This window comes from Streptomyces sp. NPDC002580 (genome assembly GCF_042889485.1).
Classification (GTDB): domain Bacteria; phylum Actinomycetota; class Actinomycetes; order Streptomycetales; family Streptomycetaceae; genus Streptomyces.
On record NZ_JBIAQZ010000001.1, the window covers coordinates 1458094 to 1474824 of the forward strand.

The following is a 16731-nucleotide window of genomic DNA, read 5'->3' on the forward strand; positions in this document are numbered from 1 at the left end:
GCCCCGTCAGGGAACCGCCCCCTTCGTGCGCGCTCAGGCGCTCAGGCTCAGGCGCCGGTGACCTCGACCGCGGCCAGGCTCTTCTTGCCCCGGCGCAGCACCAGCCAGCGACCGTGCAGCAGGTCTTCCGCGGCGGGGACCGCGTCCTCGGCGGCGACCTTCACGTTGTTCACGTACGCCCCGCCCTCCTTGACCGTGCGGCGCGCGGCGGACTTGCTGGCGACCAGGCCGACCTCCGCCAAGAGGTCCACGACGAGACCCGCTTCGGCGACCTTGATGTGCGGCACCTCGGACAGGGCGGCGGCGAGCGTCCGCTCGTCGAGGTCGGTCAGCTCGCCCTGCCCGAAGAGGGCCTTGGACGCGGCGATCACGGCGGCCGTCTGGTCGGCGCCGTGCACCAGCGTCGTCAGCTCCTCGGCCAGCGCGCGCTGGGCGGCCCGGGCCTGCGGCCGCTCCTCGGTCTGCTTCTCCAGCTCCTCGAGCTCCTCCGGGGACCGGAAGGACAGGATGCGCGTGTACGTCGAGATGTCCCGGTCGTCCACGTTCAGCCAGAACTGGTAGAAGGCGTACGGCGTCGTCATCTCGGGGTCGAGCCAGATGGCGCCGCCCTCGGTCTTGCCGAACTTGGTGCCGTCCGCCTTGACCATCAGCGGCGTCGCCAGCGCGTGGACGTGGGCGTCCGGCTCCAGGCGGTGGATCAGGTCCAGGCCCGCCGTGAGGTTGCCCCACTGGTCGCTGCCGCCCTGCTGCAACGTGCAGCCGTGGCGTCGGTACAGCTCCAGGAAGTCCATGCCCTGCAGAAGCTGGTAGCTGAACTCCGTGTAGCTGATGCCCTCCTCGGACTCCAGGCGCCGGGCCACCGAGTCCTTCGTCAGCATCTTGTTGACGCGGAAGTGCTTGCCGATGTCCCGCAGGAACTCGATGGCCGACAGACCGGACGTCCAGTCCAGGTTGTTCACCATGACCGCGGCGTTCTCGCCCTCGAAGGACAGGAACGGCTCGATCTGCGAGCGCAGGCGCAGCACCCAGTTCGCGACCGTCTCCGGGTCGTTCAGGGTGCGCTCGGCCGTCGGGCGCGGGTCGCCGATCTGGCCCGTCGCCCCGCCGACCAGGGCGAGCGGCCGCAGCCCCGCCCGCTGGAGCCGGCGCATGGTGAGCACCTGCACCAGGTGGCCGACGTGGAGGCTGGCCGCGGTCGGGTCGAAGCCGCAATAGAACGTGACGGGACCGTCCGCGAGCGCCTTGCGCAGTGCATCTTCGTCAGTGGACAGGGAGAACAGTCCCCGCCACTTCAGCTCGTCGACGATGTCCGTCACGGTTCTCGTATCTCCTCGGGTGTCGCTCGTCGCGTGGTCTCGTGAATCAGGTACGAGGTTATACGCCCTGGCTGACAGAGCTCATATTGAAGTCCGGCACCCGCAGGGCGGGCATCGCGGCCCGGGTGAACCAGTCGCTCCACTCCCGGGGCAGCGTCTTCTCCGTGCGCCCCGCCTCCGTGGCCCGTCCCAGCAGACCCACCGGCGACTCGTTGAACCGGAAGTTGTTCACCTCGCCCACGACCTGTCCGTCCTCCACGAGGTAGACACCGTCCCGGGTGAGCCCGGTCAGCAGCAGCGTCGCCGGGTCGACCTCGCGGATGTACCAGAGGCAGGTCAGCAGCAGACCGCGCCGGGTGGCCGCGACCATCTCCTCCAGGGAGCGGTCGTCGCCGCCGTCCAGGACGAGGTTCCCGATCGAGGGGGTCACCGGCAGCCCGGTCAGCTCGGCGCTGTGCCGGGTCGTGGACAGATGCCGCAGCTCGCCCTCGTGGATCCAGTCGGTGGCCCCGAGCGGCAGCCCGTTGTCGAACACGGAGGCGTCGTCGCCCGAGGAGTGCGCGAGCACGAAGGGGGCGGATTCGAGGCCCGGTTCGTTCGGGTCGCTGCGGAGCGTCAGCGGCAGCTCGGTGAGCCGCTCGCCGATCCGTGTGCCGCCGCCGGGCTTGCTGAAGACGGTCCGGCCCTCGGCCGCGTCGCGGGCCGCGGCCGACCACATCTGGTAGATCAGCAGGTCCGCGACGGCGGTCGGCGGCAGCAGCGTCTCGTAGCGCCCGGCGGGCAGGTCGATCCGCCGTTCGGCCCAGCCGAGCCGTACGGCCAGCTCCGCGTCCATCGCCGCCGGGTCGACGTCCTTGAAGTCCCGGGTCGAGGTTCCCGCCCACGCCGAACGCGTACGGTCCGGGGACTTGGCGTTGAGCTCCAGCGTGCCGTTCGGCTGGTCGTGCCGCAGCCGCAGGCCCGTCGAGGTACCGAGATAGCTGGACACCAGCTCGTGATTGGCGAAGCCGTACAGCTCACGGCCGCCCGCCCGGGCGCGGGCGAACGACTCGCCCAGCGCCGGCGCGAAGTCGGCGAAGACCGTGGAGGAGGTCTCGGCGGGCGCCTCCGTGAACTCGGGGGACTGCGGTACGCCCGTGACCAGCGGCCGGCCGTCCTCGGCGGGCCCGGCGCCGCGCGCCGCGGCCTCGGCCGCCCGCACCAGGGACTCCAGTTCGTCGGCCGTCACGGCCGAGCGCGAGACCACGCCGGACGCGGTGCCCTCGCGCCCGTCGACGGTGGCGATCACGGTGAGCGTGCGCCCGCGCGTGACCCCGTTCGTGGTGAGCGCGTTGCCCGCCCAGCGCAGGTTGGCGGTGGACTCCTCGTCGGCGATCACCACACAGCCGTCCGCGCGGGACAGTTCGAGGGCGCGCTCGACGACCTCGTGGGGCTTGCTCTGCCTGCTGGCGCGAGCGCTCATCGACCGGCCTCCTGCGTCGTGTTCAGAATGTTGACACCCTTGAAGAGGGCGGACGGGCAGCCGTGCGAGACCGCCGCGACCTGGCCCGGCTGGGCCTTGCCGCAGTTGAAGGCGCCGCCGAGGACGTACGTCTGCGGGCCGCCGACCGCGGCCATCGACCCCCAGAAGTCGGTGGTCGTCGCCTGGTACGCGACATCGCGCAGCTGACCCGCGATCCGGCCGTTCTCGATCTTGAAGAAGCGCTGACCCGTGAACTGGAAGTTGTAGCGCTGCATGTCGATGGACCAGGACCGGTCGCCCACGACGTAGACGCCGCGGTCGACGCCCCCGATCAGGTCCTCGGTGGTCAGCCCGCCGGGGTCCGGCGCGAGGGACACGTTGGCCATGCGCTGCACGGGCACGTGCCCGGGGGAGTCGGCGTACGCGCAGCCGTTGGACCGCTCGAAGCCGGTCAGCCTCGCGATCCGCCGGTCCAGCTGGTAGCCGACGAGCGTGCCGTTGCGCACCAGGTCCCAGGACTGGCCCGCGACGCCCTCGTCGTCGTAGCCGATGGTCGCCAGACCGTGCTCGGCGGTGCGGTCACCGGTGACGTTCATCAGCTCGGAGCCGTACCGGAGCTTGCCGAGCTGGTCGAAGGTGGCGAAGGACGTCCCGGCGTACGCGGCCTCGTAACCCAGCGCGCGGTCCAGTTCGGTGGCGTGCCCGATGGACTCGTGGATGGTCAGCCACAGGTTGGACGGGTCGACGACCAGGTCGTACACCCCGGCCTCGACGCTCGGCGCCCGCATCTTCTCCGCGAGCAGCTCCGGAATCCGCTCCAGCTCGGAGTCCCAGTCCCAGCCGGTGCCCCGCAGGTACTCCCAGCCGCGCCCGGCCGGCGGCGCGATCGTCCGCATCGAGTCGAACTCTCCGCTGGACTCGTCGACGGCGACCGCCGTGAGCTGCGGGTGCAGCCGCACCCGCTGCTGCGTGGTCACCGTCCCGGCGGTGTCGGCATAGAACTTGTTCTCGTGCACGGTCAGCAGGGACGCGTCGACATGACTGACGCCGTCGGCCGCCAGCAGCCGCGCGCTCCAGTCCGCGAGCAGCCCCGCCTTCTCCTCGTCCGGCACGGAGAAGGGATCGATCTCGTACGAGGAGACCCACGTCTTCTCGGAGTGCACCGGCTCCCGCGCCAGCTCCACCCGCTCGTCGGACCCCGCCGCCTTGATCACCTGGGCCGACAGCTTGGCCATCGCCACGGCCTGGGAGGCGACCTTCGCGGCCGCGTCCATCGTCAGGTCGACGCCCGAGGCGAACCCCCAGGTCCCGCCGTGCACGACCCGTACCGCGTACCCCAGGTCCGTGGTGTCCGACGATCCGGCCGGCTTGGCGTCGCGCAGCCGCCAGGACGCGCTGCGCACCCGCTCGAACCGGAAGTCCGCGTGATCGGCGCCCAAGGCCCGCGCCCGCGCGAGCGCGGCGTCGGCGAGTGCGCGCAGCGGTAGCGCCGTGAAGGCTTCGTCGATGGAATGAGGCACCGAGGTCTCCCTGCTGTTGTGGCCCGTCGGTCCGATCATGTCGCGCGGGCGGGCCCGGCGGCCACGCCTTTGCCGTCACCGGGCGCGTCTTTCGGCCGTGCCGCCCCGGCTTTCTGTAGGGACCCGACAGTCGGTGCCCGAACCCACTGTCGGTGCCCGATTCTCTGAGAGGCCCGCCGGACCGATAGGTTTTCGGGGAAGGCGCCTGTATTGCAGGGGTTTCAGTCAGCTATCGAAAGGGTGATCCGTTGAGCCGCTCGGTTCTCGTCACCGGAGGCAACCGGGGCATCGGCCTCGCCATCGCCCGAGCATTCGCCGACGCAGGCGACAAGGTCGCGATCACGTACCGGTCCGGTGAGCCGCCGGCCGGCTTCTTCGCGGTCAAGTGCGACATCACCGACACCGAGCAGGTGGAGCAGGCCTACAAGGAGATCGAGGCCCAGCACGGCCCGGTCGAGGTCCTCGTCGCCAACGCCGGCGTCACCAAGGACCAGCTCCTGATGCGCATGTCCGAGGAGGACTTCACCTCGGTCATCGACACCAACCTCACCGGCGCCTTCCGCGTCGTCAAGCGCGCCAACCGCGGCATGCTGCGGGCCAAGAAGGGCCGCGTCGTACTGATCTCGTCGGTCGTCGGGCTGCTCGGCTCGGCGGGCCAGGCGAACTACGCCGCGTCCAAGGCCGCCCTTGTCGGCTTCGCGCGATCGCTCGCCCGCGAACTCGGCTCGCGCAACATCACGTTCAACGTCGTCGCGCCCGGCTTCGTCGACACCGACATGACGCAGGCGCTCACCGACGAGCAGCGCGCGAACATCGTGTCGCAGGTGCCGCTGGGCCGCTACGCGCAGCCCGAGGAGATCGCCGCGACGGTGCGGTTCCTCGCCTCGGACGACGCCTCGTACATCACTGGAGCCGTCATCCCGGTTGACGGCGGACTGGGAATGGGTCACTGATCACCATGAGCGGAATTCTCGAAGGCAAGCGCATCCTGATCACCGGTGTGCTGACGGAGGCCTCGATCGCCTTCCACACGGCCCGGCTGGCCCAGGAGCAGGGTGCCGAGATCATCCTGACCGCGTTCCCGCGGCCCACGCTGACCGAGCGCATCGCCAAGAAGCTGCCGAAGCCCGCCAAGGTCATCGAGCTCGACGTCACCAACGACGAGCACCTGGCCCGCCTCGCCGACGTCGTCGGCGAGGAGCTGGGCGGCCTCGACGGTGTCGTGCACTCCATCGGCTTCGCGCCGCAGGACGCGCTCGGCGGCAACTTCCTGAACACGCCGTTCGAGTCGGTCGCCACGGCCATGCACGTCTCGGCGTTCTCCCTGAAGTCGCTGACCATGGCCTGCCTGCCGCTGATGCAGAACGGCGGCTCCGTCGTCGGTCTCACCTTCGACGCCTCGTTCGCCTGGCCGCAGTACGACTGGATGGGCCCGGCCAAGGCCGCCCTGGAGGCGACCAGCCGCTACATGGCGCGTGACCTGGGCAAGCAGAACATCCGCTGCAACCTGGTCTCGGCGGGTCCGCTCGGCTCCATGGCCGCCAAGTCCATCCCGGGCTTCAGCGACCTGGCCGCCGTCTGGGACAGCCGCTCTCCGCTGGAGTGGGACCTCAAGGACCCGGAGCCGGCGGGCAAGGGCGTCGTCGCCCTGCTGAGCGACTGGTTCCCGAAGACCACCGGCGAGATCGTCCACGTGGACGGCGGTCTGCACGCCATCGGCGCGTAACCGCTCACGCGGCACCGACGCCCCGTCCCCCGCGGCACGCGGGAGGCGGGGCGTCGCCCGTTCGGCCCATTCGGCCGGGCGGCCGGGACCCCCTGACCCGCAGGCTGGAGGAACGCACCGCCCCGCAGCCGTACGGCCGAGGAGGTCCCCTTGTGCGCCTGTCCCGCCGCTTTGCCCCGGTGCTCGCCGCTGTCGCTCTGGTGATGGCCGTCCCGTCCGACGCGATACCCCACTCGCGCGTGGAGGGCGCGAACGGGGACTCCCGGCAGGTCGACGCGCCCCAGCCGTTCGGCGCCTCCTGCCGGACCACCGTCACCGGCTCCCATGTCGTCGCGTACTGCCACAACCCGTATGTGGGCACCGACCACGTCTCGCTGCACATCGAGTGCGCCCGCTGGTGGGACATCGACACCGACGGCGCCCCGGTCGACGTGGAACCCGCGATGACCGTGCGGCTGACCGGCCGGTGCTGGAAGGAGATCCGCGCGGTCTGGATCACCCACGGCACCTGAGGTCGGGCCCCCGCGGTGGACGACGGTCACCGGCGGGGGCGCCGACGCCCGCTCACCGTCCCGTCGCCGGACCGCGTCCGCGCACCCGCCCCTGACCGCTCTCCCGCTCCGGCAGGCACTGGAACGGATAGCTCGCGGCCTCCGCGGCGGCGGCCTCCGTGTCGCCCGTCCGGATCGCGTCGACCAGCCGGGCGTGGTCCATGTACGTCTCCGGCGTCAGCTCCTCGCCCACGTCCTCGCGCAGCCAGTCGCGCAGCACCTCGCCCAGATCCGCGTACATCGCCGTCATGACGTCGTTGCGGGACGCCGCCACCACCGCCATGTGGAAGGTCGCGTCGGCCGTCACGAAAGCCTCCGCGTCGCCCGACTCCCAGGCCTCCTCCCGGCGTACGAGGAGCGTGTCCAACTGCTTGAGATCGCGCTCGGTGCGCCGCTCGGCGGCCAGCCCGGCGGCGCTCGACTCCAGCGCGGACCGGAGTTCGGCGATGTGCCGGGGATCGGCGTCCGCGAACCGGCGGTGCATCACGCCCGCCAGCTCACTGGTCGCCACGACATAGGTGCCGGAACCCTGCCGGATGTCCAGCAGCCCGTTGTGGGCGAGCGCCCGGACCGCCTCGCGCACCGTGTTGCGGGCGACGCCGAGCTGATCGACGAGTTCCGGTTCGGTGGGGATGCGGGAGCCCACCGGCCACTCTCCCGAGGTGATCTGGGTCCGCAGCTCGGCGATGACCTGCTCGGACAGCGCCGAACGGCGGGGATGGCTCAGTGGCATGACGGTCCTTCGTACGGGCCCGGGTGAGGTCGTTCGCGCGGGGCCGGAGGCTCCGGAGATTAACGCAGCGGGAGTGGACAGCCAATCATCCCATGATTCTATGATGGGTGGCATGGCCAGCGAGGAGACCCGGACGAAGCCGTCCCCAGCGATACGCCGCTCCACCGAGAGCACGACCCCCCTGATCCCTGCCGCGAGCGCGTGGACGAAACGTCTCGTGGTCGTCGGCATCGTCCTCACCGCGCTCAATCTGCGTCCGGCCATCACCAGCCTCGGCGCCCTTCTCGAAGAGGTGCGCGACGGGCTCGGCATGAGCGGCAGCGTCGCCGGACTGCTCACCTCCGTACCACCGCTGTGCTTCGCCGTCTTCGGGGTGACGGCACCGCGGCTCGCCCGCCGGTTCGGGCCGGCCGCCGTCGTCTGCGCGGGCATGGCCGCCATCGCGACGGGCCTGGCCCTGCGCCCGTACCTCGGAGGCACGGCCGGATTCCTGGCGGCCAGCACGCTCGCCCTCATGGGCATCGCCGTCAGCAACGTCCTGATGCCGGTGATCATCAAGCGCTGGTTCCCCGACCGGGTCGGGTCCATGACGGGCCTGTACTCGATGGCCCTCGCGCTCGGCACATCCACCGCGGCGGCGGTGACCGTCCCCATGACGGACGCGCTGGGCGGTGGCTGGCAGGCCGGGCTCGTGGTGTGGGCGGGGCTCGCGGCGGCGGCCGTCCTCCCGTGGATCCCGTCGGTCCGCGCGCGGGGCGCCGCCTCCCGCGCCGACGGGATCACGCCCGCCGACGGCCGCGATCCCGCGGCCCGCGCCGCCACCGTCACCGGCGCTTCCGGTGTCACCGTCGCCTCCGGCACCGCCCGCGGGACGGCCGCGGCCCGGCGCGGGCCCGAGGGACTACGGATCACCCGCAGTCGTACGGCCTGGGCGCTCGCGGTGTTCTTCGGCCTCCAGGCAACCGCCGCCTACATCACGATGGGCTGGATGGCGCAGATCTTCCGCGACGCGGGTGTCGCGGCCGGCACCGCGGGACTGCTCCTCGCCGTCACCATGGTGATGGGCGTGCCGCTGGCCTTCGTCATCCCGCGCCTCGCCACCCGACTGCCCCACCAGGGCCCCATCGTGGTCGCCCTGGGCGTCTGCGGACTCGCCGGATACGCGGGCCTCTACCTGGCCCCGGCGGCGGGCGCCTGGGCCTGGGCCCTGCTGCTCGGCGTCTCCAACTGCGCCTTCCCCCTGGCCCTCACCATGGTCGGCATGCGGGCCAGGACCGGCGCCGGGGTCGCCCAGCTGTCGGCGTTCGCCCAGAGCACCGGCTATCTGATCTCCATCCCCGGCCCGCTGCTCGTGGGCGTGCTCTACCAGCACAGCGGCGGCTGGGGCCTGCCGATCGCCCTGATGGCCGGGCTGATGGTCCCGCAGATCGGCGTCGGCATCCTGGCGGGCCGCGACCGCACGGTGGAGGACGAGGCGGCCGGCTGACCCCGGCTCCGGGAAACGGCCCCCAGCGGCTGCCCGGCGGACGGAGGGTGCGAGACTGGCCGCATGCCTGTGCTCGACCCGAACCCCCAGAACGGCCAGAAGAAGCTGCTGCTCGTGCTCGGCACGATGCTGGCCATCACGGTGATCGTCGGCATCATCGCGTCCATCGCGTCCCCCTGAACGACGAAGCCACCCGGTGACCGGGGCGGCACCGACCGCGCCGCACACCCACCGGTCACCGAACCCGCGCCGCAGGCCCGCCCTCGCCGTGCCGCACAACCCCACCCGCCCCGAACTCTCGCGCGCCGAGCCGGGCCATGACGGGGCCGGACCGGCGACGACGCGGCCGGGGTAGGGCTAACCCCCCATCCCCTAGGGGGTGAGTGTCAGGGTGAAGTGGGTGGATCACCGGATGGGTCGAGGGCGCCGGAGTCCGTAGTTTCGAGTTGTGGCCGCGAGCGGTGGCCCAAGGACCACTCGAAGACTCACGGAGGCGGCATGTCGGCCCATACGCACACCCGGCCCCACCCGGCGAACACGGGCCGCGTGGACATCCGACTTCCCTGGTGGGCCCTCGCCCTGCCCACGCTCGCCTTCGTCACCCTGCTGCTCATGATCCTCAACCCGGCCGACGCGCACGCGGCGGGCAGCGACCCGGCCATCACCCACGTGTTCGAACGCGTCCAGCAGACGGTCCTGCACAACACCCCGTGAGCCGCACCCGCCCCACCCCCCGCCGCTCATGCGCCGGCCCCTGACCCCCACTGCTCCCATCACCCCCCCCAGCCACGCGACGACGGCGCCGACGGTGACGACGGCGCCGGCGGCGACTACCACCGAGCGCCCGTCTCCCCCTCCCCCTCGGCCCTCCACCCCCGCCGGGCCCACGATCCCTCCCGCACCGGAGCGACCGCCTCACCCCTCCGTCAGGGACGCCATCGCCCCTGACGGAGCAGGGCGTCACCCTCGCCGGGGGGCCGCATCAACTCCCTGCGCCCCATGGCATCTTTCATGCGAAGCTGGGACGCATGAGCGTCGCAGAACCCCGCAGGATTGTCCTCTTCCGGCATGCGAAAGCCGACTGGCCGCAGATGTCCGACCACGAGCGGCCGCTCGCCGACCGGGGCCGCATGGACGCCGCCGTCGCCGGACGCAGACTGGCAGACATCGGCATCCCCTTCGACCTGGCCCTCTGCTCCACCGCGATCCGGACCCGCGAGACGTGGAAGCACGCCGTCCAGGAGCTCCCGCACCGGCCGAAAACGGTCTACGAGGAGCGGATCTACGAAGCCTCGCCGGGCGAGCTGATCGCCGTGCTCAACGAAACCCCGGACGACACGCAGAGCGTGATCCTGATCGGTCACAACCCGGGTGTGCACGGCCTGGCCGACATCCTGGCGGGCCGTGCCGAGGGCGACACCCGCGCCCGCATGAACGCCCACGGCTTCCACACCGCCGCGTTCGCGGTGCTCTCCTTCGAGGGCCCCTGGAAGTCCGTGGAGCCCGGGTCGGCCGCCCTGACGGACTACTGGGCGCCGACGGAGTGACCCTTCGACGACGGACGGGGGCCCGGCACCACCACGGTGCCGGGCCCCCGTCCGTCGTGGGGAGGACGTCACTCAGTGAGCGTTGTCGTCCTCGTGCATGTCGGCGGCCTCGACCTCTTCGCGCGTGACGCCCAGCAGATAGAGGACGGTGTCCAGGAACGGGAAGTTCACCGCGGTGTGCGCGGCCTGGCGCACGACCGGCTTGGCGTTGAAGGCGACCCCGAGGCCGGCGGCGTTGAGCATGTCGAGGTCGTTGGCGCCGTCGCCGATCGCCACGGTCTGGGCGAGCGGCACCCCGGCCTCGGCGGCGAACCGGCGCAGCAGCCGCGCCTTGCCCGCGCGGTCCACGATCTCGCCGGTGACCCGGCCGGTCAGCTTCCCGTCGACGATCTCCAGCGTGTTGGCCTGGGCGAAGTCGAGCCCGAGCCGTTCCTTGAGGTCGTCGGTCACCTGAGTGAACCCGCCGGAGACGACGCCGACTTGGAAGCCGAGGCGCTTCAGCGTACGGATCAGCGTGCGCGCGCCCGGCGTCAGCCGTACCTCCTCGCGCACCTTCTGCACCACCGACGCGTCCAGTCCCTCGAGGAGGGCCACGCGCGCGTGCAGGGACTGCTCGAAGTCCAGTTCACCGCGCATCGCTGCCGCGGTGACCCCGGCGACCTCGTCCTCGCACCCGGCGTGCGCGGCGAAGAGCTCGATCACCTCGTCCTGGATGAGCGTGGAGTCCACGTCCATCACGACCAGACGCTGGGCCCGCCGGTGCAGGCCGGCGGCCACCACGGCGATGTCGACACCGAGTGCCGCGGCCTCGGTCACCAGCGCGGTGCGCAGCGCCTCGGTCTCCGTGCCGGACACGGCGAACTCGACCGCCGTCACCGGGTACTTGGCCAGCCGGAAGATGCGGTCGATGTTGCCGCCGGTCTTCGTGATCCGCGCGGCGATGGCGGCCGTCGACTCGGCGGTGAGGGGATGCCCGAGCACGGTGACCAGCGAACGTCCTGATCCGCGCGGGCGGTTGTCACCGAGGCCGGAGATGATCTCGGCCTGCATCTTCATCGATTCCGCCCAGCTGTGGACGGTGGCCCGGAGATCACCTTCGAGGCCCGCGGGCGGCTCGGTGACGAGCGCGCACAGCACGATCCGGCCCCGGGTGACGACCTGCTCGATGTCGACCACGTCGACGGACCAGGCGGCGAGGGTGTCGAAGAGTCCGGCGGTGATGCCGGGGCGATCCTTGCCGAAGATCTTGACAAGAAGAGTGGGCACATCAGAGGTCTGCGAAGCGCTCATGGTGGTCCCACCGTATCCGGCACCCAGCGTCGCCCGCCCGCCCGGTCCGCCTAGCGGACACGAACACTGGGTGACACCCGAACAGCACACGGGTGACGAACGAACCACCACCACCCCTCCGGGGCGTCCACCACGCCCCCGGACGACTCCCACCCGGCCGATCTCCCCGCTCCCGGGACGCCCCACCCGAAGCACTCGCCCCCTCCGCCCCTGCCCACCCGCATCCGGGGCTCCGCCCCGGACCCGTTCCTCAGACGCCGGAGGGGCTGGATCCCGGCCCCGGGTCCGAAAGCCGATCGCACCCGCGGTGGACAGCGCACGGAAGGGGCCGTGCCGGTACATCCCAAAGGTCCGTCGCTCACGTTCGGATCGAGCGGCGGTTCGCACATCTACCACACGTCTGATCCAGCGGCGACGGACCGGGACGCACCAGCACGGCCCCGACCCACCACACACCCGCACCAGGGCCCCGCATCCTCAACGCCGAGGCTTACGAGGCGGCGGCGCGCCCTCGTCCGGCGGCACCGGCCCGGCCGGTGACGGAGGAGGCGGCGGCGGCCCGTCAGGCCTCCGCTTCGGCCCAGGCACGATCGGTCCCACCACGGTCGGCGCCCCGTACACATCACCGGCGGCCCGTGACCCTCCCCGCACCGGCCCCCTGTCCTCCGGCTCCCGCAACTCGTCCGGCACCCTCAGATACGGATTGGTGTCGGGGTTGGGCTTCCGGTACGACCCCATGGGCCGGTACGGCCCAACGCTCCCAGCCTCAGCCCCCACACCAGTTCCGGCCCCCACCCCAGCACCAGACTCCACATGAGCACCAGCATCAACACCAGCACCCCCACCACCCGGCACACCCCGCGCCCCCGCGGCGACCCACCGCCCCGCCGCCCCACTGGCACAAGCCAGCAACGCCCCCACCGCACCGGCCCCGGCCCCCCACCCGGCGCCCAGCAGCAAGGCCACGCCCAGCTGTCCGCGCAACTCGATCCCCGCCCCGAACGCGTCGAAGCCGAGCACGGACAGGGAGGCGTCCACCGACACCTCCGTCAGCCACGCGAGCAGCGGCAGCGCCAGAGCGGTCACGACCCCGAGCCGAAGTGCGCAGCGCCCCGCGAACCGAGGAGCGGTGTCGCCCCGTACATCGGGAGCACCCGGTACCCCCGCACCGGTGCCGCTCCCCACTCGTACAAACGGCGTACGGGCGGCCGTCAGTACGCCCGCGTACAGCATCATGAGCGCGGCGGCGAGACCCAACAGCCATACCCGTCCGTCGAGTTCGGCGAGACGTCCGAGCGTGACGGGCCGGTCGGCACCGGCGGACAGCAGCCTGTCGAGGGGGTCGGGCAGCAGCTTGGCGAGCTCGCCCGTCGCCTTTCCGTCCCAGGGCACGAACAGCCCGACCGGGATACCCAGCCACACCCCGTTGGGCGCGCCGAGCAACGCCGCTCCCGCGATCCGCTTCGGATGGTCGTCCCCGACCGCCGCGTACCCCGCCGCCGCGAGCCCCGCCACGACCGCGACCAGCAGGACCGCGACGAGCGAGGAGACGGCGGGCCGCACCACGCGGTGCACGACGTCCCAGCCACGCGGCAGCGGCGTGCGCCGGGAGGCCAGCAGGGCGATCAGCAGGACCCCGGCGGCCCACACCGCCCCGCCGAGCAGCGTCGGCGCCGTGTCGACGGAGAAGCCGACCGCGGCCTTCGCGTCCACCAGGTCGCCGATCCTGTCGGGCAGCAGACCGCCGAGATCGCCCAGCCCGCCCGGGAGTTCGTCCGTGATGTCCCCGAGTCCGCCGCCACCCGTGACCTTGTCGAGCCCGAGCCCGCCACCGTCGATCGTGATGACGTCGTGCCCGGCCCAGGCGAGCCCGCCCAGTGTCGCGACGAAGAGGGCGATCACCGAGCCCGCCCGCGCCAGGAGTTCGGACGGCGCGATGACGACTCCGGCCCCGCGCAGGGACCGGAGGAAGAACCACGACAACAGCAGCGCGCCGACGAGGCCGACACCCAGTGGCGTGATCTGGATGGCCGTGTGCGCCTGCGCCCCTTTCAGGCCGAAGGCCGAGACGTCGCCGGACGGCGTCACCGCACCATTGGCCCCGAGAGCCACCACCGCGGCGGTCATCGGGCCGAGCGAGGCCGTCGTGTCCGCTCCCAGCAGGTGCAGACCGAGCGCGGCGGTGCCCGCCATGCCGATCAACGCCCAGCTCACTGAGGCGATCGCGGACAACAGCACATCGCCCCAGGGCACCCCGCCCGTGCTTCCGTCCTGGTGCGTCGTTCCGATGCTCATCGCAAGACCCCCCGATCCGCGCCGCGGTTGATCACCACGTATGTCCCCCTCGCGTGGATTACCACTCTCCGGGCCGGTTTCCACCTCGTCAACGGAAACGGGCAACCCGCCCGTACCCGTCCTTCACATGGCCCGACTTTCGGTCAGGGGGCCTCTACTGAAATAGTTCCCCACGATGTTCGACATCCCTAGACTCCCTGCGACGGGGGAAACTCGGGGGACAACTCAGTGGGGCTGGAGTGCCGGAACTCGTACTGGAATTGAATGGACGGACCTGGACGCTCGACGCGGCCAGGCCCTACGCCCTCGGACGTGATCCGCAGGGGGACATCGTGCTCGAGGACGCCAGGGTCTCCTGGCGCCACGCCACGATCAGCTGGAACGGCCGCAGTTGGGTCATCGACGACCACGGGAGCACCAACGGCACGTTCATACAGGGGCAGCGGATCCACCAGATGGAGATCGGCCCCGGTTCGGCCGTCCACCTGGGCAACGCGACCGACGGACCGCGCCTGAGCCTGTCCGGCGCGGCGGCCTCGGTGGCTCAGCAGCAGCCGTTCGCGGCGCAGGGCGCGGGTCCCGGCTGGGCTCAGCAGCCGACGCCGCAGACGCCGGAGCAGGCCCGGTCGCCGCAGCAGGCGGCGGGCATCCCGCAGCAGCAGGGACCCGGTGGGGGCGCGGGGGCGCCGCCGGTCTACGGCGACCGCAGCCCGACGACCTTCCACCAGTTCTCGCTGGGCCGGGTGATGCGCATCGGCCGTGCGCTGGAGAACGACCTGGTGGTCTCCGACCTCCAGGTCTCGCGCAACCACGCCGAGTTCCACGCGACGCCGGACGGCCGCTTCGAGATCCGCGACCTCGGCTCGCACAACGGCACGTACGTCAACGGCATGCCGATCGCCAAGGGCGGCTCCGCGCTGCTCGGCCCGAACGACATCGTCGGCGTCGGCCACTCGACGTTCCGCCTGGTCGGCGACCGCCTCGAGGAGTTCGTCGACACCGGTGAGGTCTCCTTCTCGGCCCGCCATCTGACGGTCACCGTCGACGGCGGCAAGCAGATCCTCAAGGACGTCTCCTTCGGCGTGCCCGAGAAGTCGCTCGTCGCGGTCATCGGCCCGTCGGGCTCCGGCAAGTCGACGCTCCTGAAGGCGCTCACGGGCTACCGCCCCGCCAACCAGGGTGACGTCCTCTACGACAACCGGAACCTGTACAAGCAGTTCGCCGAGCTGCGTCAGCGCATCGGTCTGGTCCCGCAGGACGACATCCTGCACAAGGAACTGACCGTCAAGAAGGCCCTCAAGTACGCGGCCAAGCTGCGCTTCCCGGCGGACACCACGGGCGAGGAGCGCGAGGCCCGGATCGACGAGGTGCTGCGCGAGCTGAAGCTGGACATCCACAAGGAGAAGAAGGTCACCTCCCTCTCCGGTGGCCAGCGCAAGCGTGTCTCGGTGGCCCTGGAACTGCTCACCAAGCCGTCGCTGATCTTCCTGGACGAGCCGACCTCCGGTCTCGACCCGGGCATGGACCGCGATGTCATGCAGCTGCTGCGCGGCCTCGCCGACGACGGGCGTACGGTCCTCGTCGTCACGCACTCGGTGGCCGAGCTGGCGATCTGCGACAAGCTCCTCGTGATGGCGCCCGGTGGCTCCGTCGCCTACTTCGGTCCGCCGGAGGAGGCGCTGAACTTCTTCGGCTACGAGACCTGGGCCGACGTCTTCTCCGCGTTCGAGAACTACCGCGACTACGACTGGGCGGGCCGCTGGAAGGGCTCGCAGCACTACCAGATGTACGCCGCGGACATCGACGCGGTGGCTCCGCAGTCGACGCAGATGCCGTCCGCGCAGGCGATGAAGCCGCCGAAGCCGCAGAGCTGGGGTTCCCAGCTGATGACGCTGATCCGCCGCTACACGTCGGTGATCGCGTCGGACAAGGGCTTCCTGGCGCTGACGGTGATCCTGCCGGCGGTCCTGGGTTCGGTCAGCCTGCTCATCGACAGCGGCAAGACGCTGCTGGTCAACGACAAGATCCTGGCCTCGGGCGCCCATGTCGCGAACGGCACGGCCACGACCGTGCTGCTGATCCTCGCAGTCGGCGCGTGCTTCGCGGGCGCCGCCAACTCGGTCCGTGAGCTGATCAAGGAACGGGTGATCTACGAGCGGGAACGCGCGACGGGTCTGTCGCGGTCGGCGTACCTGATGTCCAAGGTGATCGTCCTCGGTGTGATCACCGTCCTGCAGGGCGCCCTGGTCGCGGCCATCGGCTTCGGCAGCCGTGAGGTCCCGTCCGAGGGACTGATCCTCAAGAGCCTGCCCAAGGTCGAGCTCGCCCTGCCGATCATGGCGCTCGGGTTCGTGTCGATGATGTTCGGACTGATCATCTCCTCGCTGGTGAAGACCGCCGAGAAGACCATGCCGCTCCTGGTCATGTTCGCGATCGTCCAGGTCGTCTTCACCGGCTGTCTGTTCATCCTCAACGGCACGGTGGGCGTCAACCAGTTCTCGTACCTGATGCCGGCCCGCTGGGCGGTGGCCGCCTCCGGCGCCACGCTGGACCTGAACAACATCTTCCCGAACCAGGACGACCCGACGAGCACGGACCCGCTGTGGGACCACACCGCCGGGGCCTGGACGCTGGACATGATCGCCCTGATCGTCCTGGGCGTCGTCTGCGGCTTCTTCGTGGCCCGCTTCCTGCGCCGCCACGAGCCCGAGGTCATGCGCAAGTAGCGGCCCGGGAACGACGCGAGGGCGGCACCCCTGATCGGGGTGCCGCCCTTCGGCGTCTGTGGGGGAACTCCGCGCTGAG

Annotated in this window: 14 protein-coding genes; 8 read left to right on the forward strand and 6 right to left on the reverse strand. The window is 71.3% G+C overall.

Annotation, left to right across the window (positions count from 1 at the left end):
- Positions 1–47: 47 nt before the first annotated feature.
- From tyrS to ACFYW7_RS06315, 3 genes are read right to left on the reverse strand one after another with little or no spacing between them, the layout of a single operon-like run.
- Complete coding sequence (gene tyrS, locus ACFYW7_RS06305) at positions 48–1316, reverse strand: tyrosine--tRNA ligase (RefSeq protein WP_389498406.1); 1269 nt, start codon at positions 1314–1316, stop codon at positions 48–50.
- A gap of 58 nt (positions 1317–1374) precedes the next feature.
- The gene (locus tag ACFYW7_RS06310) at positions 1375–2778 is read right to left on the reverse strand and encodes a metallopeptidase TldD-related protein (RefSeq protein ID WP_389498408.1); all 1404 of its coding nucleotides are present in this window, start codon (positions 2776–2778) and stop codon (positions 1375–1377) included.
- Positions 2775–4298, reverse strand: coding sequence for a TldD/PmbA family protein (locus tag ACFYW7_RS06315; RefSeq protein ID WP_389498410.1), 1524 nt, complete (start codon positions 4296–4298; stop codon positions 2775–2777). Before ACFYW7_RS06315 ends, ACFYW7_RS06310 begins: the two co-directional genes overlap by 4 nt.
- Before the next feature lie 248 nt (positions 4299–4546).
- On the opposite strand from ACFYW7_RS06315, the gene fabG reads away from it, so the two are divergent.
- From fabG to ACFYW7_RS06330, 3 genes are all read left to right on the forward strand, one after another.
- Entirely contained in the window at positions 4547–5251 is a 705-nt protein-coding gene (gene fabG / locus ACFYW7_RS06320; protein WP_389498412.1) for a 3-oxoacyl-[acyl-carrier-protein] reductase, read from the forward strand.
- A 5-nt stretch (positions 5252–5256) separates the two neighbouring features.
- A complete protein-coding gene (gene fabI / locus ACFYW7_RS06325; protein WP_389498414.1) occupies positions 5257–6024 on the forward strand; it encodes an enoyl-ACP reductase FabI in 768 nt (255 codons plus the stop codon).
- A gap of 152 nt (positions 6025–6176) precedes the next feature.
- Positions 6177–6536 carry a hypothetical protein gene (locus ACFYW7_RS06330; protein WP_389498416.1) on the forward strand — a complete coding sequence of 120 codons (360 nt, stop codon included), beginning with the start codon at positions 6177–6179 and terminating at the stop codon, positions 6534–6536.
- Positions 6537–6588: 52 nt separating this feature from the next.
- On the opposite strand, the gene ACFYW7_RS06335 is transcribed toward ACFYW7_RS06330, so the two are convergent.
- The gene (locus ACFYW7_RS06335) at positions 6589–7308 is read right to left on the reverse strand and encodes a FadR/GntR family transcriptional regulator (RefSeq protein WP_389498418.1); all 720 of its coding nucleotides are present in this window, start codon (positions 7306–7308) and stop codon (positions 6589–6591) included.
- Positions 7309–7420: 112 nt separating this feature from the next.
- On the opposite strand from ACFYW7_RS06335, the gene ACFYW7_RS06340 reads away from it, so the two are divergent.
- The 4 genes from ACFYW7_RS06340 (at position 7421) to ACFYW7_RS06355 (ending at position 10341) form a co-directional block, all read left to right on the forward strand.
- Positions 7421–8794, forward strand: a complete 1374-nt coding sequence (locus ACFYW7_RS06340) for a CynX/NimT family MFS transporter (RefSeq protein ID WP_389498420.1) — start codon at positions 7421–7423, stop codon at positions 8792–8794.
- Between the two features lie 63 nt (positions 8795–8857).
- The gene (locus ACFYW7_RS06345) at positions 8858–8974 is read left to right on the forward strand and encodes an SGM_5486 family transporter-associated protein (protein ID WP_389498422.1); all 117 of its coding nucleotides are present in this window, start codon (positions 8858–8860) and stop codon (positions 8972–8974) included.
- Between the two features lie 318 nt (positions 8975–9292).
- Positions 9293–9508: a hypothetical protein gene (locus tag ACFYW7_RS06350; protein ID WP_389498425.1), complete on the forward strand. Its 216-nt coding sequence runs from the start codon at positions 9293–9295 to the stop codon at positions 9506–9508.
- A 314-nt stretch (positions 9509–9822) separates the two neighbouring features.
- Positions 9823–10341 (forward strand): SixA phosphatase family protein, encoded by a 519-nt coding sequence (locus ACFYW7_RS06355; protein WP_389498428.1) that lies wholly within the window; start codon positions 9823–9825, stop codon positions 10339–10341.
- 72 nt (positions 10342–10413) lie between these two features.
- Here the strand turns inward: ACFYW7_RS06355 and serB are convergent, their stop codons facing one another.
- Complete coding sequence (serB, locus tag ACFYW7_RS06360; RefSeq protein WP_389498430.1) at positions 10414–11631, reverse strand: phosphoserine phosphatase SerB; 1218 nt, start codon at positions 11629–11631, stop codon at positions 10414–10416.
- Between the two features lie 477 nt (positions 11632–12108).
- Positions 12109–13926 (reverse strand): streptophobe family protein, encoded by a 1818-nt coding sequence (locus tag ACFYW7_RS06365; RefSeq protein WP_389498432.1) that lies wholly within the window; start codon positions 13924–13926, stop codon positions 12109–12111.
- 239 nt (positions 13927–14165) lie between these two features.
- Here ACFYW7_RS06365 and ACFYW7_RS06370 point away from each other — a divergent pair, with 239 nt between their 5' ends.
- Positions 14166–16652: an FHA domain-containing protein gene (locus tag ACFYW7_RS06370; protein ID WP_389498434.1), complete on the forward strand. Its 2487-nt coding sequence runs from the start codon at positions 14166–14168 to the stop codon at positions 16650–16652.
- Positions 16653–16731 lie beyond the last annotated feature (79 nt).